This is a genomic window from Pseudomonas sp. RtIB026 (genome assembly GCF_016861355.2).
GTDB classification, from domain to species: domain Bacteria; phylum Pseudomonadota; class Gammaproteobacteria; order Pseudomonadales; family Pseudomonadaceae; genus Aquipseudomonas; species Aquipseudomonas peradeniyensis.
The window spans coordinates 1,669,568-1,692,500 of the sequence record NZ_AP023348.2 but is presented as its reverse complement, the minus strand read 5'-3'; the positions used below and the strand labels follow the sequence as shown (position 1 = coordinate 1,692,500).

Here is a 22,933-nt window from a genome sequence, read left to right as displayed (position 1 = left end):
CGGCCTTGTGCCGCGAAAGGGCTGCACAGCAGCCCCATTCACTGTGTATGACGCTGAAATCCTGGGGCCGCTCCGCGCCCCTTTCGCGGCACGAGGCCGCTCCTACAGGGATTGCGCCGGGCCTGGCTACCCCTTGGCCGGCGCCACCACCATCTCCACCTGTTCGCTCTTCTTGATCACGGCATACACCACCGCCGTCAGCAGGCTGCCGGCCACGATCGCCAGCAGGTACAGCAGCGCATGGTTGATCGCGTTGGGGATCAGCAGCACGAACAGGCCGCCATGGGGCGCCATCAGCTTGCAGCCGAAGTACATCGACAAGGCCCCGGTCAGCGCGCCACCGGCGATGCTCGCCGGGATCACCCGCAACGGGTCCTTGGCGGCGAACGGGATCGCCCCTTCAGAGATGAAGCACAGCCCCAGCGCCAGCGCGGCCTTGCCGGCCTCGCGCTCGCTCTGGGCGAACTTGCGTCGGGCCAGGAAGGTGGCGATGCCCAGGCCGATCGGCGGCACCATGCCGGCGGCCATGGTCGCGGCCATCGGCGCGTAGCTCGACGACGCCAGCAGCCCTACCGAGAACGCATAGGCGGCCTTGTTGATCGGGCCGCCCAGGTCCACACACATCATGCCGCCGAGCAGCAGCCCGAGCAGGATGGCGTTGGTAGTGCCCATGCTGTCGAGGAAGTGGGTCAGCCCTTCGAGCATGGCGGCCACGGGCTGGCCGACCACATAGATCATCACCAGGCCGGTGAACAGGCTGGCCAGTAGCGGGATGATAAGGATCGGCTTGAGCGCGTCGAGGCTACTGGGCAGGCGCACCCAACGGGCGATGGCCTTGGCGCTGTAGCCGGCCAGGAAGCCGGCGACGATGCCGCCAATGAACCCCGCCCCCAGCGTGCTCGCCAGCAAGCCGCCGATCATCCCGGGCGCCAGCCCCGGACGGTCGGCGATGGACCAGGCGATGTAGCCGGCGAGCAACGGCACCATCAGCTTGAACGCCGCCTCACCACCAATCTGCATCAGCGCGGCGGGCAGCGTGCCGGCCTCCTTGTAGGCCTCGATGCCGAACACGAACGACAAGGCAATCAGCAGGCCGCCGGCCACCACCATCGGCAGCATGAACGACACCCCGGTCAGCAGGTGCTTGTAGACGCCCGTCTTCTCGGCCTGCTGCACCGCGCCAGCCATATCCCCCGCAGCCTCCACCTTGCCCTCGGCCAGAGCCTTGTCCAGCGTGGCGCGGGCCTGCTTGAGGGCGATGCCGGTACCGCAGCGGTAGATGCGCTTGCCAGCGAAACGCGCAGCCGGCACTTCGATATCGGCGGCCAGCAGCACCACGTCGGCTTCGGCGATGGCCTCGGCCGGCAGCGGGTTGCGCGCGCCGACCGAGCCCTGGGTCTCCACGGTGAGCTGGTAGCCCATGGTCTGCGCGGCCTGTTGCAGCGCTTCGGCGGCCATGAAGGTGTGGGCCACGCCGGTCGGGCAGGCGGTCACCGCGACGATTTTCGGCGCGCTGCCCTGCGGGGCCGGCGCCGGCTCGTGTACCCGCGCCTCGGCGGCGGCTTGGTCAAGAAACCCCTCGCGGTCCGCCAGTGCCTGGGCCGGCGTGCTCTGGTACAGGCGCTTGCCCGCGAAGCGCGCCAGGTCCATCGGCCCGGTGCTGACCACCAGCACCCAGTCGGCATCAAGGATCTGCGCCGCAGTCAGGCGACGCTCGGGGTGCTCGGCATCCTGCACCTCGACACTGGTGCTCCAGCCCCGACGCTGGGCCACGGCGGCCAACAGGCGGGCGCTGAGCACGCTGGACACCTGCCCGTTGGGGCAGGCGGTGACAATGGCAATGTTCATCAGCAGCCCTCTTCTTGTTGTTCTGCCAGGTGCACGGCGGCCTCCAGCAGGGCCAGTTGCTCGCGATCGTGGATGCCGAAGCCGACCTGGGTGACCGCCTGGGCGGCGATGGCGGTGGCGCGGCGCAAGGTGGCGGCGGGCGCTTCGGCCTGGAGCAGGCCATGGACCATGCCGGCGACCAGGGAATCACCGGCGCCGACGGTGCTGGCGATGCGCACCTTCGACGGTTGCGCATGCAGCGCCAGGCCGGCGGCGAACCAGGTCACGCCCTGCTCGCCCTGGGACACCACCACATGCTCGACGCCGCTGGCCAGCAAGCGCTGCGCGGCGCCGCGCTGGCCGGCCGCGTCAAGCACAGGCTGCCCGAGCACCTCGCCGAGTTCCTCGGTATTGGGCTTGACCAGCCAGGGCGCGGCCTCGAGGCCGGCGCGCAAGGCCTCGCCGCTGCTGTCCAGGGCCACCTTCAATCCCTGCGACTTGAGCATCAGCAGCAGCTCGCGCAGCCATTCGGGGCTGATCCCCCGCGGCAGGCTACCGGCCACCACCACGGCGTCATGCCCCGGGGCCACCTCGGCCAGACGTTGCAGCAAGGCGTCGCGGGCGGCCTCGTCGACTTCAGGCCCGGGGCCGTTGATATCGGTGACCTGGCCATCGGCCTCGACCAGCTTGATGTTGCTGCGGGTCTCGCCGGGCACACGGACGAAGCAGTCGGCGAACCCACGCCAGGCAATCAGCGCCTCGAACGGCGCCAGGTTGTCGAGCCCGAGAAAACCGCCGACGGTCACGCGGTGGCCCAGGTCGGCCAGCACCTGGGCGACGTTCAGCCCCTTGCCGGCGGCATGGCTGTGCTGGGCCTGGCTACGGTTGACCGCGCCGGGGCGCAGGCGATCGAGGCTGATGGTGATATCCAGCGCCGGGTTGAGGGTGAGGGTGAGAATCTTGGCCATCAGTAACGCTCCACCAGCGCCCGGACTGCCTCGGCGCTGTCTTGTTGCAGGGCCTCGCGCGCCAGGGCGCGGGCCGTCGAAAGGTCGGCCTGGCGCACCAGTGCCTTGACTTCAGGGATGCTGCGGGCGGCGACGCTCAGTTCGTCCACGTCCAGGCCCAGCAGCACGGCCACGGCCTGCGGATCGGCCGCCAGCTCGCCGCACACGCCCACCCACTTGCCCTGGGCATGGGCGGCGCGCACGGTCATGTCGATCAGATTGAGCACCGCCGGGTGCAGGCCGTCGGCCTGGGCCGAGAGGCTTGGGTGGCCACGGTCGATGGCCAGGGTGTACTGGGTCAGGTCGTTGGTGCCGATGCTGAAGAAGTCCACCTCGCGGGCCAACTGCGGCGCCAGCAGGGCGGCCGACGGTACCTCGACCATGATGCCCACTTGCAGGCCGGCCACCGGAATTTCCTGGCGCAGGCGCTCGACCATGGCCTTGGCGGCGCGCCATTCATGGAGCTGGCCGACCATGGGGAACATGATGCGCAGCGGGCGATTGTCCGCTGCGCGCAGCAGGGCCCGCAGTTGCTCTTCCATCACCTGCGGGCGTTGCAGGGTCAGACGCACGCCGCGCACGCCGAGGAACGGGTTCTCTTCCGCCGCGATCGGCCAGTACGGCAAGGGCTTGTCGCCGCCCACATCGAGGGTACGCACCACCAGCGGGCGTCCGCACAGGCCGTCGAGCACCCGGCGGTACTCGGCCTCCTGGGTGGCCACATCGGGCAGTTGCGGGTGGGCCATGAAAATCAGCTCGGTGCGCAGCAGGCCGACGCCTTCGGCACCCTGCTCCACTACCTTGTCGATGCCACTGCTTTCGCCGATGTTGGCGAACACTTCGACCGCGTGGCCGTCGCGGGTCAGGGCCGGCTCATGGCGGTTGGCCCAGGCGATCTGCAAGCGCCGCTCGCGGGCATCGCGCTCGGCCAGCGCCCGTTGCAAGCGGGCCTCGGGCGGCGCGACCTCGACCTGCCCGCGCTGGCCATCGAGCAGCAGCGGCGTGCCGCTCTCCAGCAGCAGCACTGCCGCGCCGGCACCGACCACCGCCGGGATGCCCAGGGCCCGGGCGACGATGGCGCTGTGGGCCGTGGCGCCGCCCTGGGCGGTGATGATGCCGGCGACCCGCGCCGGGTCCAGGCGCGCCACATCGGATGGGCCCACCTCGGCCATCACCAGCACGTAGGGCTGCTCGGGCTCGACCACCGCCTGCACGCCACACAACTGGGCCAGCACACGGCGACCGATATCGCGCAGGTCGGCGGCGCGCTCGGCCAGCAGCGCATCGTGCAGCGCCTCCTGCTGGCGGGCGGCGTTCTCGATCACTGCCATCCACGCGGCGGCGGCGCTCTCGCCCTGGGCCAGGCGCAGCTCGACGTCATCGGTCAGGGCCGGATCGGCCAGCATTTCCTGGTGGGTGATGAAAATTTCGCCGATGGCCTTGTCGCTGCGTTGCACCAGGGCCTGCAGGTCGGCGTGCACCTTGTCGATGGCCGCTCGCAACCTGGCCCGCTCCTGGCCGGGCGACTCACCGCGCAGCGGGTAGTCGATCTCGCGCTCGACGCACACATGGGCCGGGCCACTGGCGATGCCCGGCGCGGCTGCGACACCCTGCAGGGTGCTGCCGGGCGCCGGTGCCTGGAGGGTTTCGATGGGTGGCGGCTCCATTGCTGCCGTTTGCGGCAAGGGCTCGACCTCCTCGCCCAACCCCTGCTCGATGGCGGCCAGCAGCACCGGCAAGGCATCGGCGGCAACGCCCGGTTCGGCGATCAACTCCAGCACCTGGCCACGGCGAGCGCCAAGGCTCAGCAGCTTGCTCAGGCTCTTCACCGAGACGGCGGGCTGGGCGCCGTCTTGCAGGCGGATGCGGATCTCACCCTCGAAGCCCTTGGCCAGTTGCGCCAGCACCTTGGCCGGACGCGCATGCAGGCCATGGGCGTTGGCCAGCACCACCCGGGCGCTGGGCCAGTCGGCGGGCGCCTCGCCACCGAGCACTTCGAGCACGGCGCGGCTACTGGTGGCCTGGTAGAGCATCTGCCCGCGCCCCTCGATCAGCACCTCGCACAGACGCTCGAGCAACGCCTGGTGGGCGGCGCCGAGGCTGGCCAGGCAGAACAGGCCATTGAGCGGCTGGTCGCGGTAGCGCAGTGGCTGTTGTGGAGTGACGAAGGCCAGGCCCGGTTGACGCACCTCGCGTTCACTGTGCAGCCACCACAGGCCTTCGCCCAGCGGCAGCGGCTCGGTCTGCTGCAGCACGGCGGCAAAGCCGCTGTCGGCACAGCCGGCGCGGTGCAGCAGGCGGGCGCCGCGCCAGGCCAGTTCGTCGAAGTCGTCCGCCGCCAGGTTAAGGCCGACCAGCTGGGCATCCAGCGCCAGCTCACGTGGCGCGCCCTGCAGCAGCTTGAGCAGCGCCTCGGCGCTGCCGGCCCGGCGCAGAGCCTCGGCCAGGTCGGTTTCGCCCAGGGCGCGGGTCAGCAGTTGTAGAAGACGCAGGTGTTCATCGGAGCGGGCGGCGATGCCAATGGCCAGGTAGACGATCTGGCCGTCGCCCCAGTCCACGCCATCGGGGAACTGCAGCAGGCGCACACCGGTGGCGAACACCAGCTCGCGGGTCTGCGGCGTGCCGTGGGGAATGGCGATACCCTGGCCGAGGAAGGTCGAGCCCTGCGCCTCCCGGGCCTGCAGCCCCGCCAGGTAGCCCTCGGCGACCAGGCCATCGGCAACCAGTCGATCAGCCAGCAACGCCAGTGCCTCGCCCTTTTCGGCGGCACGCTGGCCCATGGCAATCTGCTCCACGGCAAGCTCGAGCATGACCCTCTCCTTTTGCGGCAGCCCCGTCGGCTACCGAGGTATTGTTGTGGAATTCGACGGCAAAAGCCGCCAAAACGATCAGCGCAACGGGCGAATACTCATTTCCAGGCAGGAAATTTCGTTTTGCTGAAACGTTTAATCTGACCAAGTGGCCACGTTACTCGATAATCTGCCAACGAAAAAGCCCCATCCTGTCGGACAATTGCGACAATGGTCGTCTGCGCGCGGGACCGTAGATGGGTGAAACTAGCCGGTCCAGCCCCGTGGCCAGTCCCGGAAACAACAAGGAAAATTCGGTGAAACTCAGCGATATCGCCCGTCTGGCCGGTGTGTCCGTGACCACCGCCAGCTACGTCATCAATGGCAAGGCCGAACAACAGCGCATCAGCAACAGCACCGTCGAGCGCGTGCGTGCGGTGGTCGAGGCCCATGGCTTCACGCCCAACCCCCAGGCCGCCGGCCTGCGCAGCCGCCACACGCGCACCCTGGGCTTCATTCTCCCGGATCTGGAGAACCCCAGCTACGCCCGCATCGCCAAGCAACTGGAACAAGGCGCCCGTGCCCGTGGCTACCAACTGCTGATCGCCAGCAGCGACGACCAGCCCGACAGCGAACGCCAGTTGCAGCAGCTGTTCCGCGCCCGCCGCTGCGACGCACTGTTCGTCGCCAGCTGCCTGCCGCCGGAAGACGACAGCTACCGTGAGCTGCAAGCCAAGGGCCTGCCGGTGATCGCCATCGACCGACGCCTGGACCCGGCGCATTTCTGCTCGGTGATCAGCGACGACCGCGACGCCAGCCGCCAGCTGGCCCAGAGCCTTTTGAAAACCCGCCCGCGCAGCATCGCCCTGATTGGCGCGCGCCCCGAGCTGTCGGTGAGCCAGGCCCGCGCCGGTGGCTTCGACGAGGCCCTGCAAGGCTTCGACGGCGACGTGCGCCGCTACCAGGGCGAGGCCTTCAGCCGTGAATGCGGCCAGCGCCTGATGCAGCAACTGATCGACGAGCTGGGCGGCCTGCCGGATGCCCTGGTGACCACCTCCTACGTGCTGCTGCAAGGCGTGTTCGACACGCTCCAGGCGCGCCCTGAGGGATCCCGCGAGCTGCAACTGGGCACCTTCGGCGACAACCAGCTGCTCGATTTCCTGCCGCTGCCGGTCAACGCCATGGCCCAGCAGCACGGCCTGATCGCCGCCACCGCGCTGGAACTGGCCCTGGCCGCCATCGAGGACAAGCGCTACGAGCCCGGCGTGCACGCCATCGGCCGCACCTTCAAGCAACGGATCGCCAAGGCCTGAACATGCGCCTGATCGACACCCACACCCACCTCGACTTCCCCGACTTCGACGCCGACCGCCCGCGCCTGCTGGCCAACGCGGCGGCGCGCGGGGTGGAGCGCGTGGTGGTGCTGGGGGTGTACCAGGACAATTTCCAGCGGGTCTGGGACCTGGCCTGCGCCAACCAAGGCGTGTATGCGGCACTGGGACTGCACCCGATCTACCTCGAGCAACACCGCCCCGAGCACCTGGCACAGCTGCGCGACTGGCTGGAACGCCTGCGCGGCGATCCGCGGCTGTGCGCGGTGGGTGAGTTCGGCCTGGACTTCTACCTGCCCGAACTGGACCCGACGCGCCAGCAGGCATTGTTCGAAGCCCAGCTGCAACTGGCCTGCGACTTCGAACTGCCGTCACTGCTGCACGTGCGCCGCAGCCACGCCCAGGTAATCGCCACGCTCAAGCGCTACAAGCCGGCGCGGGCGGGGATCATCCATGCCTTTGCCGGCAGCTACGAAGAGGCGCGGGAATACATCAAGCTCGGCTTCAAGCTGGGACTCGGCGGTGCCGGCACCTGGCCCCAGGCGTTGCGCCTGCGCAAGACCCTGCCAAGGCTACCGCTGGACAGCGTGGTACTGGAGACCGACGCGCCGGACATGGCGCCGGCGATGTTCCCGGGGCAGCGCAACAGCCCGGAGCATCTACCCGAGATTGCCGGGGCGCTGGCCGAAGTCATGGGGATCGAGCCGGGGCTGCTGGCCGAGGCCAGCAGTCGCAATGCCTGCGAGGTGTTTGGCTGGTAGACCGACGCGGTCCCTGTAGGAGCGGCCTTGCCGAGGCGTCGGACCGGCCGGAAAGGGCTGCGTAGCAGCCCCAGGATTTCAGTGTTGACGCAAAGATCGCTGGGGCCGCGTTGCGGCCCTTTCGCGGCGCAAGGCCGCTCCTACACAGGATTCACGCTGCCCTCGATCAGACCCTGAACGCCCCGATCAACCGCTTGAGCTCCACCACCTGCGCCGACAACGCCCGGCTGGCGTCCTCGGTCTGGCAGGCGCCCTCGGTGGTGTCCTGCGCCGCGCGGTTGATCGCCACGATGTTCTGGTCGATGTCGTGGGCCACGGCGGTCTGCTGCTCGACGGCGGCGGCGATCTGCTGGTTCTGCTCGACGATCCCGCCCACCGCGCCAAGGATATTGCCCAGGGCCTGTTGCACCTGGCGCGCCTCGTCCACGGTACCGGCGGCCATCTGGTGGCTGCTGCCCATCACCCGCACCGCCGCGCCCACGCCATCCTGCAGGCGCTGGATCATCTGCGCGATCTCTTCGGTGGAGTCCTGGGTGCGCCTGGCCAGGGTCCGCACTTCGTCGGCGACCACGGCGAAGCCCCTGCCCTGCTCGCCGGCCCGGGCTGCCTCGATGGCGGCGTTGAGGGCCAGCAGGTTGGTCTGCTCGGCGATGCTGCGGATCACTTCCAGCACCCGGCCGATGGCCTGGCTGTCGCCCGCCAGCTGGTTCACCGCCGCCACGCTCTGGTCGATCTCGCCGGCCAGGCGGGCGATGCTGCCCTGCTGGCTTGCCACCAGGTCGCGGCCCGAGGCGCTCTCGTGGTTGACCCGCTGCGCGCCTTCGGCGGCCAGGGCGGCGCTGCGGGCAACCTCCTGCGCGGTGGCGCTCATCTGGTTCATGGCCGTGGCCACCTGCTCGATCTGCTCGCGCTGGCCGCTGACCGCCAGGTTGCTGCGGCTCGACACCGACAGCACCTGCCCGGCCTGCTCCTCCACCGTGGTCACGGTCTTGCCGACCTGCTCGATCAGCCCGCGAATGCGCCGTACCGTCTCGTTGAAGCCACGCCCCAACTCGCCCAGTTCGTCCTGGCTGTTGGCCTTGAAGCTGATGGTCATGTCGCCGGCGGCCACCTTGTCCATGGCGTTGCCCAGGTTGCCGAGGGTTTCCCGGGTGGAGACGTAGAAGCCGCCGTACAGATAGATGATCAGCGCGAACACCGTGGCCAGGGCCGCGACCAGCGCGACCGTGCGCAGGCGATGCTCGCCCAGGCGCTCCTCCAGCTGGCCGTGCAGGTGGGCAAGGACGGCATCGTTGAAGCGGTAGGTCTGCGCCATCAGGTCGCTGGTCTGCTGGTAGAAGCCGGCCCAGGGCGCATCCAGGGTCTCGGCCACCACCACCTGGTCCTCGAACAGGGTCGCGGCCTGCTTGACCGTGGCCTGGCTGGCCTGGGCATCGCTGGCCAGCGCGGCCCTGAGCCCGGCATCGCTGGCCAGGACATCGTCGAGACGGATGGCATAGTCGGCGGACAGCCGCTCCAGGCGCTGCAGCAGGTCTTCGAAGCGCGCGCTGCCCGAGGAATCCATGAAACCGCGGCCGAGGGCCACCGCGCCCATCGCCCGGCCTTCGCCCAGGGCCTGGGTGACCTGCGCCGTGGCGTTGCCGACCAGTTCGCTCAGCTGGCGCACCGAAGCCTGGCTGTCCTGGTTCAAGCCCGACTGGCTGGCGACCAGCTTGCCCAGCACCTGGGCCTGGGCCAGCAACTTGTCGAACAGCGCCGCCTTGTTCTGCAGCGAGCTTTCCTCACGGGCGCGGGCAAAGGCCTCGGCCAGCTCGGCACGCTTGGCCTCGAGCGCCGGGTCGCTGCCCTTGAGGCCGTCGAGCCGGGCCTGGACCTTGTCCTGCAGGGCACCGATGCGGCTTTCCACATCGCCAGCCTGGCCCGACTGGCCCAGCACAGCGTTGATCTGCAGCAGGTTGCCCAGGGTCTCCAGATCGCCGCGCAAGGCCAGGCTTTCGGACAGCGGCGCTAGCCCCTGCAGTTCGCCGCGGGTGGCCTGCAGCTGGTTATAGGCGTCGCGGACCAGGTAAAAACTGGTGACCAGCATGGGCAGGAAGAACAGGACGCTGATCAGGCTGAACTTCATGCCGAAGCTCAGCCGGTTCATCAGTGCGATGGCCGGATAGAGCAGACGCTTCACAGGTCACCTCCTTGAATTCTTGTTGTTCTGCGGGGTAGCACAAGGCCATCTAGGGCCAGTGGCTTTGTATAGCGCAGATTGGAATCAAGGTTTGTAACTTATGGTTAAGCGCGGTTCGGTAGGAGCGGCTTTAGCCGCGATGCGGGCACCGCGGAGTCTGGCACCCGCTTCGCGGGTGATCGCGGCTGAAGCCGCTCCTACAAGAAGGTGATGAAAGTTTTCAGACCAGCACGGTCCACAGGGCGAAGCAGGCATACCACAACACGGCGCAGCGCAGCAGCAGCTCCCACAGGCTGTCCAGGCGCTCCAGGCCACGCTGGCGGTCTTCCTCCTCGGGAATATCGTCGGCCACCCGGCCGACTTTAGCCACCAGGTGCCCGGCGCTGACATGCCAGTCGAGCAGCTCGTGCAACATCACCCGGGTCACCGCGACGAAGTTGCCGACCAGGGCAAAGCTCACCGTCATCACCCGCACCGGCAGCCAGTCCATGGCATGACGCAATTGCCCGGCCAGGGTTTGCAGCGCCGGCTGGCGGCTGTGGTCCATGGTCAGCGCCAGCAGGCGGTAGGCCAGCGCCGCCCCCGGGCCGAGCAGGAAGTACCAGAAGATCACCGCGAAGAAGCTCTGGTAGGCCTGCCACAGCAGGTGGCCCTGGACCCGCTTGATCAGGCTCTGGGCATCGTCGGCAGCCAGCCCCAGGTCGCGTTCGGCCACATGCAGCGCAGCCTGGTCGTCACCGCGGCGCCAGGCGTCGCGAAACGGCCCGAGCGCCGCCTTCACATCGCCTCGGCCGAGGCTGTAGACCAGCACCAGCAGGTGCACCGGCAACGCCAGCAGACCGTAGGCCACCGGCTCCAGCACATGCAACAGCAGCACGAGCAACACCACCGGCGCCAGGACCAGGATGCCCAGCGTCCACCACGGGTGGACCTTGCCGCTGCGCTCCAGGCGCACCAGCTCGCCCAGGTAGAAGCCGTCGCGCTGCAACCGCTGGCGCAGTGCCGAGAACTTCTCGACCCACAGCGCCAGCACCAACACCAGAAAACTCATGCCTTGTCCTCGTTGCGTTGCAGCGCGGCCCGGTAGCGCGGCCAGTCGAAGGCCGGGCCCGGATCGGTCTTGCGCTGCGGGGCGATGTCGCTGTGGCCACAGATGCGCTGGGCGTCGATCACAGGCCAGGCTGCGCGGATCTCGCGGGTCAGGCGCTCCAGGGTGGCGTACTGGGCATCGGTGTAGGGCAGCTCGTCGGTGCCCTCCAGTTCGATGCCGATGGAAAAATCGTTGCAGCCCTCGCGCTCGCCGAAGCGCGACACGCCGGCATGCCAGGCGCGGTCGAGCAACGAAACGAACTGGGTCACCGCGCCATCGCGCTCGACGAACAGGTGCGCCGAGACGGTCAGGTGGTTGATGCTGGCGAAATAAGGATGCTCGTTCGGGTCCAGGCGGTTCTGGAAGAACTGCTGCACCTTGCCGGTGCCGAAGCAGGCCGGTGGCAGGCTGATGTTGTGGATGACCAGCAGCGCGATGGCCTCGCCCTCGGGGCGGGCGTTGAAGTTCGGCGAGGGGCAGTGGCTGACGCCGCTGAACCAGCCGGTCGCACGGTCCAATTGCATGGTGCAGATCCTGAAATGACGCCCGAGACAGGTGCCCAGTATGCCGTGGCCGGCCGGTGCTTGCATGTAAATGATTGTGTAGGGAAATTCAGCTCTGTTGGGCCTGCTGCCCGCGCAACTGCTCCAGCACTGCTTCCAGCGCCCGCTCGAACAGCAGGCCGTCGTCCAGCAGGCGCACCTCGCCACGGCGCAGCGCCAGGGCCAGGCCCATGCGGTTCCATTCGCGCACCTTCATGCCGGTGCGGTTGGTGAAGACCAGGCGATCATTGCTGTCGATGCGCGCCACCAGCTTGCAACGCAGCGGCTCGTCGTCGTCCATCACTTCGACCCAGGTGCCGACCTGCAGGCGCTGCACCTGGCGCAATGCCGGCTCCTGGTCATCGAGCGGCAGGCCAGGGGCAAGGGCGGACTCGTCGCTGACCGCCAGCACGATAGCCTCCTCCAGCCACACTTCATCCAATGCGGCGTCCGGCTCCGGCGTGCCACCGCAGGCACGCAGGTGCAGTTTTTCCAGTTGCAGGAAGAAATCACGAGTGGCAGCAGAGTCCAGCGCCACCCCCGCCAGGCCGTCGCGCAAGGCCTTGAGCAGGCCCGGCACCTGCTCCAGCAGGCGCTGCGGCTCACGGTACGGGGCAATGCTGACCAGCAGGTCGTCCACCGTCGCCAGGGCATCGGCCCAGGCCGCCGAGGCCTCGCCCTGCTTCAGCCAGGCCAGCAGCAGCACCTGGCTCCAGGACTGCACCAGCATCTGCACCACCACCTGCGGCAGTACCCGGCCATGCAGGCGGTCGTTCAACTCCTGCTGTACCCGCTGTCGGGCCTGCAAGGCACGGGCACGCCCCTCCTCGGCGTCGCGGGTGCGCTGTTCGAGGAGTTCGTTGCGCCGGCGCTCGTCCTGGCTGAAGGCGAGAAACTCATCGAGCAGTTCGTTGAACACTGCACAGTCGTCGGAAAAGTCATTGAGCAGGCGCTGGACGATGCGCTCGACCCGCAGGTGCAAGCTGTCGCGCAGCCCCTCGGCATCGCTCTCCCAGCCGATGGCCACGGCGGCGATCTCGTTGAGCAGACGGCGCGCCGGGTGGCTGGCGCGGCTGAACATGCCCTTGTCGATCAGTGCGACCTTGAGCACCGGGATATGCAGGCGGGCGATCAGCGCCCGCAGGCTGGCCGGCAGGTTGTCGTCGCCCTGGATGTAGGTGAACAGCAGGTCGACCAGGTTGATCGTGTCCTCGTCGTCGGTGGCAATCCGCCGCCGCGTACCGCTGCGCACGCTGACCCGCAGCAACAACTGCTCCAGCTGCTGGCCGAGGTTGAAGTCATCCGGCTCGCCGGGGGCCGGCACATAGTGCTGCAGGTGGGTGAGCAGACGCAGCAGGTCGCCGGTGCTGGTCGGCTGCGCGGATCCGGCCGCCTGCAACCGCGGCGCGACACGCCCGCGCACCGGCGCCAGCAGCGTCTGCACCGAGGCGAAGAACGCCTGGCCGGCGGAGTCGGACAAGCCGCCCAGCGCCGGGCTGGCCGGGACGCGCCGGGCGATGCTGCGCCGGTCCTCGGCGCGGCGCCGCGGGGCGGGCATCAGCTGCGGCAGTACACCGGCGCTGGCGAGCAACTGGCTGGCCTCGCCGTAGAGCAGGTCGAGGTCGCGCAGCACGTAGCGCTCGAACAGCTTGAGCAGCACCATCTTGACGCGGGCGCCGACTCCCAGGTTGCGCCCGGCGTCCAGGAAATAGCCACACAGGTTGCCGGGGCCCAGGGGATTGCCTGCGCTGGCCAGCGGCAACTCCAGCAGCGTGGAGAAGCGCAGGTTCAACTGCTCCAACAGGAAGCCGTCGCGGGACAGCACCCGATCGACCATGGCCTGCACGGCCACCGAGCGCTCCAGCGACGGCTTGTCCTGTGTCTGCGCCCTGACCAGGGACTCGAGCCCGTCGCCCTGGCCAATGCGGGCGAAGGCCTCGTAGAAGGTGTCGAGGAAACCTCGTTCAATACTCTTGCGCTTGAGGCGCAGGTCGCGCATGGCTTCGAAGTAGAGGTTCTGATCGAGGCGACCACTGGCCTTGTCGGCCATTTCGAACAGGGTGTCGTCGGCATTGTCGAACAGCGCCTGCAAGCCCTGGCGCAATTGCAGGGCAGCCTTGTCGCGCACCTGCAGGAGCAGCACGGGAAGGCATGGCGAGGGCGCGCGCGCACCCCGGTCGATGGCAGCCGCCAGGGGCACCACCTTGCCTTCATCATGCATCCCGGACTCCTTGCTGGATGTTACGTTGTTCGACTGGAAGGGAATCGTCAAAGCTATGACGCCAAATACTGGGCGCTATTATCAGTGAAAACACTGATAGCTGCCAGCACGCCTTTCGCACGCCTCAACTGACAGTGCGTTCGCAAGAATGCTCAAACCGCCTGACCAAAGGTCATCGGCCCGGCAGCTGTACACGCAGCCCCCCTGCCCTATAATCGCCGGCACCTAGCTTGTGGAGCCGACCATGCCGAACCTACGCCTCGCCGACCTGACTGCCGAAATCGAAGCCAACGTGCGCCGCGCGCTGCTCGAGGACATCGGCAGCGGCGACATCACCGCCCAGCTGATCCCGGCCGAGCGCCTGGCCAAGGCGACCATCATCACCCGCGAGGACTGCGTGATCGCCGGCACCGCCTGGGTCGATACGGTATTCCGCCAGCTCGACCCACGGGTGGCGGTGCACTGGCAGGTGGCCGACGGCGAGCGGGCCACGGCCAACCAGGTGCTGTTCCACCTCGAAGGCCCGGCGCGCTCGCTGCTCAGCGGCGAACGCTCGGCGCTGAACTTCCTGCAGATGCTCTCGGGCGTGGCCACCCGCGCGCGCTTCCTGGCCGACCTGGTGGAAGGCACCCAGGTGCGTCTGCTCGACACCCGCAAGACCCTGCCCGGCCTGCGCCTGGCGCAGAAGTACGCGGTCACCTGCGGCGGCTGCCACAACCATCGCATCGGCCTGTACGACGCCTTCCTGATCAAGGAAAACCATATCGCCGCCAGCGGTGGCGTGGCCGAGGCCGTGGCGGCGGCGCACCGCATCGCTCCGGGCAAGCCGGTGGAGATCGAGGTGGAAAGCCTGGACGAACTGCGCCAGGCGCTGGCGGCCGGGGCCGATATCGTCATGCTCGACGAGCTGACCCTGGACGAGATGCGCGAAGCGGTGCGCATCACCGCCGGCAAGGCCAAGCTGGAGGCCAGCGGCGGCGTCAACGAGACCACCCTGCGGGTGATCGCCGAGACGGGGGTGGACTACATCTCCATCGGCGCGATGACCAAGGATGTGAAGGCGGTGGACCTGTCGATGCGCCTGAGCCTTTAAGAGACTTGGCGCCTTGACTGGCCTCTTCGCGGGTAAACCCGCGCCCACAGAAATGCGGTGCCCCCTGTGGGAGCGGGTTTACCCGCGAAGAGGCCAGTCAAGGCACAACAGATTCAAGGCATGAAAAAACCGGCCAGAGGGCCGGTTTTTTCATGCTGTGGTACCGACTCAGGCGTTGGCCAGGCCGTCCAGGTAGCGCTCGACGTCCAGGGCCGCCATGCAGCCGGCGCCGGCCGAGGTGATGGCCTGGCGGTAGACGTGGTCGGCCACGTCGCCGGCGGCGAACACGCCCTCGACGTTGGTGGCGGTGGCATTGCCTTCACGGCCGCCGTGGACCACCAGGTAGCCGTCCTTCAAGGTCAGCTGGCCTTCGAACAGCGAGGTGTTCGGGGTGTGACCGATGGCGATGAACACGCCGTCGACCTTGATTTCGTCGAAGCTGCCGTCGTTGTTCTTCAGGCGCGCACCGGTCACGCCCATGTTGTCACCCAGCACTTCGTCCAGGGTGGCGTTGAGCTTGAGCTCGATCTTGCCTTCGGCGACACGGGCGTGCAGCTTGTCGATCAGGATCTTCTCGGCGCGGAAGGTGTCGCGGCGGTGGACCAGGGTCACCTTGCTGGCGATGTTGGCCAGGTACAGTGCTTCTTCCACTGCGGTGTTGCCGCCACCGACCACGGCGACCGGCTTGTTGCGGTAGAAGAAACCGTCGCAGGTGGCGCAGGCCGAAACGCCCTTGCCCATGAAGGTCTCTTCCGACGGCAGGCCCAGGTAGCGGGCGCTGGCACCGGTGGCGACGATCAGCGCGTCGCAGGTGTAGGTGCCGCTGTCACCCTGCAGGGTGAACGGCTTGTTGGCCAGGTCGACGGCGTTGATATGGTCGAAGACGATCTCGGTCTCGAAGCGCTCGGCGTGCTCCTGCATACGCTGCATCAGGGCCGGGCCGGTCAGGCCGTGGGGGTCGCCCGGCCAGTTGTCGACTTCGGTGGTGGTGGTCAACTGGCCGCCGGCCTGCATGCCGGTGATCAGCAGCGGCTTGAGGTTGGCGCGGGCGGCATATACCGCGGCGCTGTAACCGGCAGGGCCGGAACCGAGAATGATGACGCGCGAATGACGTACTTCAGACATGTCGAACTCCTGTCGAGCGGGCCGCACGGGTCCAGCATCTAGGTGCCGGTTGCGCCAGCTGGAATTAAAAGGGACCCACGCAGCACTTGGGGAAGGCTACAACGCGTTGGTCCAAAACCGAAAAAGTTGAGCGCACTGTAGCGAGGCCGCAGAGATTAAGGAAATATCCTTCGACAATCCACCTTATAGACAGTCTCTATCCGAAAACCATTGTCCCAGTGCTTTGTTACACGCCGTTTCCCAGAGGTGCGGCTCCTTCCGTCGGCGCGCCAAACTCGGTAAGGTCAGCGCGTTTTCCTCAAGCGGAGCATTCCGATGCAAGCCCCCGTCCTGTCCGGCCCCCAGTACCTGCGCGAGGGCCTGAAACTGGTCCTGAGCCCGAACCTGCGCCTGTTCGTGCTGCTGCCCCTGGCGGTCAACCTGCTGCTGTTCGGCGGCCTGATCTACTTCGCCGGCCATCAGTTCAGCCTGTGGGTCGATACGCTGATGCCCACCCTGCCCGACTGGCTGAGTTTCCTCACCTACATCCTGTGGCCGCTGTTCGTCGCCCTGGTGCTGTTGATGGTGTTCTTCACCTTCACCCTGCTGGCCAACATCATCGCCGCGCCGTTCAACGGTTTCCTGGCGGAAAAGGTCGAGGTGGTGGTGCGTGGCCAGGACAACTTCCCGCCCTTCAGCTGGGCCGAGCTGGTAGCCATGGTGCCACGCACCCTCAGCCGCGAGATGCGCAAGCTGGGCTATTTCCTGCCGCGGGCCATCGGCCTGTTCATCCTCTCGTTCATCCCGGTGGTGAACGTGATCGCCGCGCCGCTGTGGTTGGTGTTCGGCATCTGGATGATGGCCATCCAGTACATCGACTACCCGGCGGACAACAACAAGATGAGCTGGCAGGACATGCTCGCCTGGCTGCGGCAGAAGCGCTGGCAGTCGATGGGCTTTGGCGGGATCACTTATCTCGCGTTGATGATTCCGGGGGTCAACGTGCTGATGATGCCGGCGGCGGTGGCCGGGGCGACGCTGTTCTGGGTGCGTGAGCGCACCTGAGCGCCCACAATCCTGTAGGAGCGGCCTTGTGCCGCGAAAGGGTGCGAAGCGCCCCAGGGTTCATGCGTCAAGCTGAGATCGCCGGGGCCGCTTTGCGGCCCTTTCGCGGCACAAGGCCGCTCCTACACAGGCGGTGTGAAGCCAATCAGTGGCTCAACTGGCTGGAAAACTGCCCCACCGCATCCACCACCTTCTTCGCCCCTTCCTGGATCTCGACGATCACCCCGCCAGTATCGGCGGCCAGGGCCAGGCCCTGCTCGGCCTGACGCTTGCTGGTGTCGATGATGTCCACCGCGGCCTGGGCCAGCTGTTCGTTCTGCTGCACCACCTTGGCGATCTCCTCGGTGGCGCTGCTGGTGCGCGAGGCCAGCTGGCGCACTTCGTCGGCCACCACGGCAAAGCCACGCCCCTGCTCGCCGGCGCGGGCGGCCTCAATGGCGGCGTTGAGCGCCAGCAGGTTGGTCTGCCCGGCGATGTCGCTGATGGTCTTGATGATCGCGCCGATCACCTTCGACTGCTTGTCCAGCGCCTGGATGCCATCGGCGGCGTCCTGCATCGAACCTTCCAGGCCGCGCATCACCTCGACGGTCTGGGTCACCACGTCGGTGGCCTTGCGCGCGCTGTCGTCGGTCTCCAGCGAGGTGGTGTAGGCGATGTCGGCGGCCTGGGCCACGGCCAGCTCCTGGTTGACCTGATCGGTGATCACGGTGGCGAACTTGACCACCTTGTACAGCACGTCATGGGCGTCGATGATCGGGTTGTACGAAGCCTCCAGCCAGACCACGCGGCCATGGGCATCGATGCGCTTGAAACGCTCGGCGACGAACTCACCGCGACGCAGCCGGTTCCAGAACTCCTGGTAGGCCGCCGAGTTGGCCTCCTCCGGCTCGCAGAAAATCCGGTGATACTTGCCACGGATCTGCTCCAGGCTGTAGCCCATGGTCTGCAGGAAACGGTCGTTGGCGGTCAGCACCTGGCCTTCGAGGTTGAACTCGATCACCGCGGTGGAGCGCATCAGCGCCTTGATCAGGCTCTCGTGCTCGCGGGAAGTCTCGATGGTGCGGGTCAGGTCGCTGGAGTGCAGGGAGAAGTACTTGATACGCCCCTGGCTGTCCTTGACCGGTTGCAGGATCGAACGCAGCCAGGCCTCGTCACCGTTGCCGCGCAGCAGACGGAAGGCGCCGTTGAGGTGCTCGCTACGGGTGATGGCGTGCTTCATGCGCTGGTAGAAATCGAGCTTCTTCACATGCGCCGGCACGATCTCTTCGATGTTGCGCCCGATCAGTTGCTCGGCGCGATAGCCCATCTCGGCCTCGAAGTTGTTGTTTACCGACTCGATGCGCCCCTGGGGGTCGAGCTGGAGCACCAGCATCTCGCTGTCGAGGCTGTTCTTGACCTGCTCGATGGACATCAGCTCTTCGCGCAGTTGCTGGATTTCTTTCTTCAGTTTGCTGTTGAACATGGCCGCTCTCCCGGAGCGAATTCCTGTAGTCGAATGCCTCTGCATCGGCTGCGTGACAAGAGTTCTTGAGTGCGTTGCAAGGAAATATTCAAACGGGTGCAAGTGCCGGAAATCAGGCGTCATACGCACGTCACAAAGACGTCACATGGGCGCAACGGGGGCGGCCCAGACTTTTCCCCATGAGCACACCGTCCCTGCGTATCACCCTGGTCAGCGAAACCTTCCCACCCGAGATCAATGGCGTGGCCAACACCCTTGGCCGCCTCAGCGAAGGGCTGCGCCTGCGCGGCCACCAGGTGGAGCTGATCCGCCCGCGCCAGGCCACCGACAACGGGACCGGCAACGACGAGACCCTGCTGCTGTGCCGGGGTTGGCCATTGCCGGGCTACCCTGGCCTGCAGTGGGGCGAGGTGTCGATGCACAAGCTGTGGCGCCGCTGGCGCCGGCAACGCCCGGATGTGCTGTACATCGCCACCGAAGGCCCGTTGGGCCTGAGCGCCCTGCGCGCCGCCCGGCGCCTGGGCGTGGCGGTGGTCAGCGGCTTTCACACCAACTTCCCGCAGTATTCGGGACAATACGGCCTGGGCCTGCTGTCACGACTGCTCACCCACTACCTGCGCTGGTTCCACCGGCGCACCGCCATCACCCTGGTGCCCAGCGCCAGCCAGCGCCTGGAGCTGGAGCGCCGCGGCTTCGAACGGCTCGGCCTGATGGCCCGCGGGGTCGACGCCAGCCTGTTCAACCCGGCACGGCGCAGTCAGGCCCTGCGCGAGCAGTGGGGGCTGGGTGTGGATGACATTGCCGTGCTGCATGTCGGGCGCCTGGCCGCAGAGAAGAACCTGGCCCTGCTGCGCCCTTGCATGGAGGCCCTGGGCAAGGCCTATCCGCAGCGGCGGCTGCGCCTGGTGATCGTCGGCGATGGCCCGATGCGTGGCCAGCTCGAACAGCAACTGCCCAATGCCATGTTCTGTGGCGCACAGCGCGGCGAGGTGCTGGCCGAGCACTACGCCAGCAGCGACCTGTTCCTGTTCCCGAGCCTGACCGAAACCTTCGGCAACGTCGTGCTCGAGGCGCTCGCCTCGGGCCTGGCCGTGGTCGCCTACGACGAGGCCGCCGCCGCCCAGCATATCCGCCACGGCCACAGCGGCGCCCTGGCCATGCCGGGGGACCAGGCGGCGTTCATCGACGCCGCCTGCTGGTTGCTGGAGGAAGGCGAAACCCTGCGCCGGGTGCGCCTCAATGCCCGCCAACACGCCAGCCGCCAGGGCTGGCTGGCGATCGTCGAGCAGTTCGAGGGCTACTTGTACGGCGCCTGCCGCGAGCCGCATGCTGCCCGCGAACAGGCCCCGCCGCTGGTGATCAAGCCAGGGTCGTCAGCGCCTCACGGCTGAACGGCAGCACATCGTCCTCACGCCCGTCCCGCACTTTGCGCGCCCACTCGGCATCCACCAGCAGGGCGCGGCCCACGGCCACCAGGTCGAACTCCTGGTCCTGCAAGCGGCGCAACAGCCCTTCGAGGCTGGCGGGCTTGGCCACCTTGTCGGTGGCCACCATGAACTGCAGGAACTCGCCGTCCAGGCCGACACTGCCCACGGTGATGGTCGGCTTGCCGGTGAGCTGGCGGGTCCAGCCGGCGAGGTTCAGCTCGCTGCCCTCGAATTCCGGCTCCCAGAAGCGCCGGGTGGAGCAGTGGAAGATATCCACGCCGGCCTCGGACAAGGGCTTGAGGAACGCTGCCAGGGCCTCGGGGGTTTGCACCAGGCGCGCGCTGTAGTCCTGCTGCTTCCATTGCGAGAAACGCAGGATGATCGGAAAGTCCGGGCCGACGGCCGCGCGCACGGCCTGGATCAGTTCGATGGCGAAACGCGAGCGCCCGGCCAGGTCACCGCCGTACTCGTCATCGCGACGATTGCTGGCGTCCCAGAAGAACTGGTCGATCAGGTAGCCGTGAGCGCCATGGATCTCCACGCCGTCCATGCCGATGGCCTGGGCATCGCGCGCCGCCTGGGCGAAGGCGGCGATCACCTCGCGGATATCCTCCCGGCTCATGCCGTGGAGCAGCACCTGGCCGTCCTTTTCCTTGCCGCTCGGGCCATAGCCCGGAACCGCGGCGTCCGGCTCGGTACCCAGGCGGCGCACACTGCCCACGTGCCACAGCTGCGGCACGATGCGCCCGCCCTCGGCATGCACGGCCTCGACCACGCGCTTCCAGCCGGCCAGGGCATCCTCACCGTGGAAACGCGGCACGTTGGGGTAGCCGTTGGCGGCCTTGTGCCCGACCGTGGTGCCCTCGGTGATGATCAGGCCGACACCGGCGGCGGCACGGCGGCGGTAGTACTCGACCACGCCGTCGTGGGGCACGCCGCCGGGGCAGAAGGTACGGGTCATCGGCGCCATGACCACGCGGGTCGGCAAGTCGAGGGAGCCGAGGGTGAAAGGCTGGAACAGAGGGTTGCTGGACATGCGGCGCTCCCGAGGGATGAGATGGATGCGCCCGAGCTTAGGGGCCACCAGGTGCGTGTCACAGCATCATTGATTGCAGTGATCGGCAGGTATCGCTGCGAGCGGGCCGATTTGCAACAGGAAATTTATTTTGCAAAAGGGCTTGAATTCGTCCGGCGGTTGCCTGACTTTAGAGTCAAGAGGCGCAGAAAACCCAACGCCCTCAGTGGCCTAGGCACGCCTCTCGCGAGCAAGCTGAATAAGGATTGAATCATGCAAATCCAGGTCAACAGCAGCAACCAGATCCAAGGCAACGTCCGCTTGAACGAGTGGGTCCGCAGCACACTGCAGAGCAGCCTCGAACGTTACGAGGACGACCTCACCCGTATCGAAGTCCACTTGCGCGACGACAACGGCGCCAAGCCCGGACCGCACGACAAACGCTGCCAGATGGAGGCTCGCCCCAAAGGCCACCAGCCGATTTCCGTGACCCACACCGCCACTTCGCTGGAACATGCCGTCGATGGCGCCGCCAGCAAGCTGAACCACGCGCTGGAACACTTCTACGGTAAGCTGCGCAGCAAGCGCGCCATCCTGGAGCAGAGCGATCCAGACGCCTGACACTCGAATGTGTCCAATGAAAACGCCCGGCCTTGCGCCGGGCGTTTTCATTGCGTGCCGATCAGCGGGCCTGAACCAACCCACCCTTGCCCCGGTCAACCCCTGCAGTCATTCAGTGCAGGACCGACCATGAACAACCCTTTCGACCAGATCAGCGCCGCCTTCGCCCCCGAATACCGGGTCAACCTGAGCATCGAGCGCCTGGACGGCAGCATCATGCTGACCCTGTCCGACGACAGCGGCGTGGTCGCCAGGCGCCTGATCAGCCAGGCCCAGCGCAACGATCCGGTGCGCCTGCAGCGGGTCATCGACAGCATCCGCCTGGGCCTGGCCATCGAGCTGGGGCAGAACCCACTTGAGGTGCTGGCGGCCCTGACCCGCACCTGGCATGGCGAACAGCGCTTTCCCGCCGCCGGCATTGCCAACTGAGGGCTACTTGCTCTCGTCCACTTCCTTGCCGCTGGCATCCAGCGCCTTGGTCGACGGGTAGCGGTAGGAGGCGTAGCGCACCACCAGGATGGCGAAGGCCAGCAGCAGGATGCCGCCACACACGTACAGCAGCCCGACATCCGGTGCCTTGTGGTGCGAGACGTCGCCGATCAGCAGGCGGGTCAATGCAGTGATCGCCACGTAGAGCAGGAAGCGGATCGGCATGTGGTTGGTCTTGAAGTAGATCCCCACCATCGCCCCCAGTTCCAGGTAGATGAACAGCAGCAGGATGTCATCGACGCTGACCCCGCCCTTGCCCAGCATGTCCAGGAAGGTCACCACCGCCGCATAGGCGGTGATCGCGCCGATGCCGAACAGCGCCAGGTAGTGGAAGGCTTCCACGCACAGGTTGCCCAGCGAGTCGGCGGAGCCGTGCAGGCCCTTGCGCAGTCTTTCTGCCCATTTGATGTTCACGATGTTCGATTCCTAGATACGGCTGAAGGTCTTGTGCCATGCAGTTAAAGGGCCACGGCCCCTGTCTTGGAAGGCGGCCGATTGCCGCAGGGCACCTGTGGGCTACGCTGATTTTCAGTTTGCCGGGCCATCATTGCGGTTGCAGGGTGATGGCCTGGCGATGTACTGTATAAAAATACAGTTATCCGCAACCCCATCAGCAAAAAGGCACAGAGGTGATGAATGGCCGTCGAAGTGGTGTACCGCAGCAGCCGCGACCCGGAGCGCTTGTTCATGGATAAGGCCGAAGCAGACCGTCACGACAAGATGCTCGAACTGGCCGAACGCCTGGCCGAGGTACTGCACAAAGCCGTACCGTCGCTGAGCGAACAGCAAGTCGAGGAAGCCGGTATCTACATGGCCAAGAACCGCGACGTGTTCGCCCGGGCGTTCAAGAGCCAGCCGGATGCGCTGGCCGAACTGCTCGAAGGCGCAGCAGCCGAGTGATGGCTGCACC

Annotated in this window: 18 protein-coding genes and 2 pseudogenes; 8 read left to right on the top strand and 12 right to left on the bottom strand. The window is 67.1% G+C overall.

The features are described 5' to 3' along the window. Positions 1-126: 126 nt before the first annotated feature. Genes PRtIB026_RS07700 through ptsP form a run of 3 tightly spaced genes read right to left on the bottom strand, consistent with a single transcriptional unit; the run spans position 127 to position 5,644 of the window. Positions 127-1,848 (bottom strand): PTS fructose-like transporter subunit IIB, encoded by a 1,722-nt coding sequence (locus PRtIB026_RS07700; protein WP_203647956.1) that lies wholly within the window; start codon positions 1,846-1,848, stop codon positions 127-129. Beyond that, positions 1,848-2,795, bottom strand: coding sequence for a 1-phosphofructokinase (gene pfkB, locus PRtIB026_RS07695; protein WP_203647957.1), 948 nt, complete (start codon positions 2,793-2,795; stop codon positions 1,848-1,850). Before pfkB ends, PRtIB026_RS07700 begins: the two co-directional genes overlap by 1 nt. Further along, positions 2,795-5,644, bottom strand: coding sequence for a phosphoenolpyruvate--protein phosphotransferase (gene ptsP / locus PRtIB026_RS07690; protein WP_203647958.1), 2,850 nt, complete (start codon positions 5,642-5,644; stop codon positions 2,795-2,797). Before ptsP ends, pfkB begins: the two co-directional genes overlap by 1 nt. A gap of 296 nt (positions 5,645-5,940) precedes the next feature. Here ptsP and cra point away from each other — a divergent pair, with 296 nt between their 5' ends. Together cra and PRtIB026_RS07680 are read left to right on the top strand one after the other, a co-directional pair. Further along, the gene (gene cra / locus PRtIB026_RS07685) at positions 5,941-6,936 is read left to right on the top strand and encodes a catabolite repressor/activator (RefSeq protein ID WP_186713203.1); all 996 of its coding nucleotides are present in this window, start codon (positions 5,941-5,943) and stop codon (positions 6,934-6,936) included. A 2-nt stretch (positions 6,937-6,938) separates the two neighbouring features. Beyond that, complete coding sequence (locus tag PRtIB026_RS07680; protein ID WP_203647959.1) at positions 6,939-7,715, top strand: TatD family hydrolase; 777 nt, start codon at positions 6,939-6,941, stop codon at positions 7,713-7,715. Positions 7,716-7,881: 166 nt separating this feature from the next. Here the strand turns inward: PRtIB026_RS07680 and PRtIB026_RS26600 are convergent, their stop codons facing one another. The 4 genes from PRtIB026_RS26600 to PRtIB026_RS07660 all read right to left on the bottom strand — a co-directional run bounded on the left by PRtIB026_RS26600 (position 7,882) and on the right by PRtIB026_RS07660 (position 13,747). Continuing rightward, the gene (locus PRtIB026_RS26600) at positions 7,882-8,586 is read right to left on the bottom strand and encodes a methyl-accepting chemotaxis protein (RefSeq protein WP_371877791.1); all 705 of its coding nucleotides are present in this window, start codon (positions 8,584-8,586) and stop codon (positions 7,882-7,884) included. A 1,528-nt stretch (positions 8,587-10,114) separates the two neighbouring features. Beyond that, positions 10,115-10,945 (bottom strand): regulatory signaling modulator protein AmpE, encoded by an 831-nt coding sequence (ampE, locus tag PRtIB026_RS07670; RefSeq protein WP_203647961.1) that lies wholly within the window; start codon positions 10,943-10,945, stop codon positions 10,115-10,117. Next, on the bottom strand, positions 10,942-11,508 hold the full coding sequence (gene ampD / locus PRtIB026_RS07665) for a 1,6-anhydro-N-acetylmuramyl-L-alanine amidase AmpD (RefSeq protein WP_203647962.1): 567 nt from the start codon (positions 11,506-11,508) through the stop codon (positions 10,942-10,944). The genes ampE and ampD overlap by 4 nt, the downstream gene beginning before the upstream one ends. A gap of 88 nt (positions 11,509-11,596) precedes the next feature. Next, complete coding sequence (locus tag PRtIB026_RS07660) at positions 11,597-13,747, bottom strand: DUF1631 domain-containing protein (RefSeq protein WP_203647963.1); 2,151 nt, start codon at positions 13,745-13,747, stop codon at positions 11,597-11,599. A gap of 244 nt (positions 13,748-13,991) precedes the next feature. On the opposite strand from PRtIB026_RS07660, the gene nadC reads away from it, so the two are divergent. Next, complete coding sequence (gene nadC, locus PRtIB026_RS07655; RefSeq protein ID WP_203647964.1) at positions 13,992-14,840, top strand: carboxylating nicotinate-nucleotide diphosphorylase; 849 nt, start codon at positions 13,992-13,994, stop codon at positions 14,838-14,840. 168 nt (positions 14,841-15,008) lie between these two features. On the opposite strand, the gene trxB is transcribed toward nadC, so the two are convergent. Continuing rightward, positions 15,009-15,965: a thioredoxin-disulfide reductase gene (gene trxB / locus PRtIB026_RS07650; protein WP_050703773.1), complete on the bottom strand. Its 957-nt coding sequence runs from the start codon at positions 15,963-15,965 to the stop codon at positions 15,009-15,011. 315 nt (positions 15,966-16,280) lie between these two features. Between trxB and cysZ the strand changes: the two genes are divergently transcribed. After that, complete coding sequence (gene cysZ, locus PRtIB026_RS07645) at positions 16,281-17,009, top strand: sulfate transporter CysZ (RefSeq protein WP_203647965.1); 729 nt, start codon at positions 16,281-16,283, stop codon at positions 17,007-17,009. A 145-nt stretch (positions 17,010-17,154) separates the two neighbouring features. Here cysZ and PRtIB026_RS26595 read toward each other — a convergent pair. Further along, positions 17,155-17,577 (bottom strand): annotated as a pseudogene (locus PRtIB026_RS26595) (methyl-accepting chemotaxis protein); the annotation flags it as partial. A gap of 171 nt (positions 17,578-17,748) precedes the next feature. Continuing rightward, positions 17,749-18,381 (bottom strand): annotated as a pseudogene (locus PRtIB026_RS26590) (PAS domain-containing protein); the annotation flags it as partial. 269 nt (positions 18,382-18,650) lie between these two features. Here PRtIB026_RS26590 and PRtIB026_RS07635 point away from each other — a divergent pair. Beyond that, on the top strand, positions 18,651-19,862 hold the full coding sequence (locus PRtIB026_RS07635; RefSeq protein WP_203647967.1) for a glycosyltransferase family 4 protein: 1,212 nt from the start codon (positions 18,651-18,653) through the stop codon (positions 19,860-19,862). On the opposite strand, the gene PRtIB026_RS07630 is transcribed toward PRtIB026_RS07635, so the two are convergent. Then, a complete protein-coding gene (locus tag PRtIB026_RS07630) occupies positions 19,831-20,934 on the bottom strand; it encodes an NADH:flavin oxidoreductase (RefSeq protein WP_203647968.1) in 1,104 nt (367 codons plus the stop codon). The two genes, PRtIB026_RS07635 and PRtIB026_RS07630, sit on opposite strands and share 32 nt — an antisense overlap. A 252-nt stretch (positions 20,935-21,186) precedes the next feature. Between PRtIB026_RS07630 and PRtIB026_RS07625 the strand changes: the two genes are divergently transcribed. Both PRtIB026_RS07625 and PRtIB026_RS07620 read left to right on the top strand, forming a co-directional pair. Then, positions 21,187-21,534, top strand: a complete 348-nt coding sequence (locus tag PRtIB026_RS07625; protein ID WP_203647969.1) for an HPF/RaiA family ribosome-associated protein — start codon at positions 21,187-21,189, stop codon at positions 21,532-21,534. A gap of 129 nt (positions 21,535-21,663) precedes the next feature. After that, positions 21,664-21,963: a DUF3509 domain-containing protein gene (locus tag PRtIB026_RS07620; protein WP_198743699.1), complete on the top strand. Its 300-nt coding sequence runs from the start codon at positions 21,664-21,666 to the stop codon at positions 21,961-21,963. Between the two features lie 3 nt (positions 21,964-21,966). On the opposite strand, the gene PRtIB026_RS07615 is transcribed toward PRtIB026_RS07620, so the two are convergent. Next, positions 21,967-22,437 carry a phosphate-starvation-inducible protein PsiE gene (locus PRtIB026_RS07615; protein WP_050703765.1) on the bottom strand — a complete coding sequence of 157 codons (471 nt, stop codon included), beginning with the start codon at positions 22,435-22,437 and terminating at the stop codon, positions 21,967-21,969. 222 nt (positions 22,438-22,659) lie between these two features. Here PRtIB026_RS07615 and PRtIB026_RS07610 point away from each other — a divergent pair, with 222 nt between their 5' ends. Further along, on the top strand, positions 22,660-22,923 hold the full coding sequence (locus tag PRtIB026_RS07610) for a YebG family protein (protein ID WP_186713189.1): 264 nt from the start codon (positions 22,660-22,662) through the stop codon (positions 22,921-22,923). Positions 22,924-22,933: the final 10 nt, after the last annotated feature.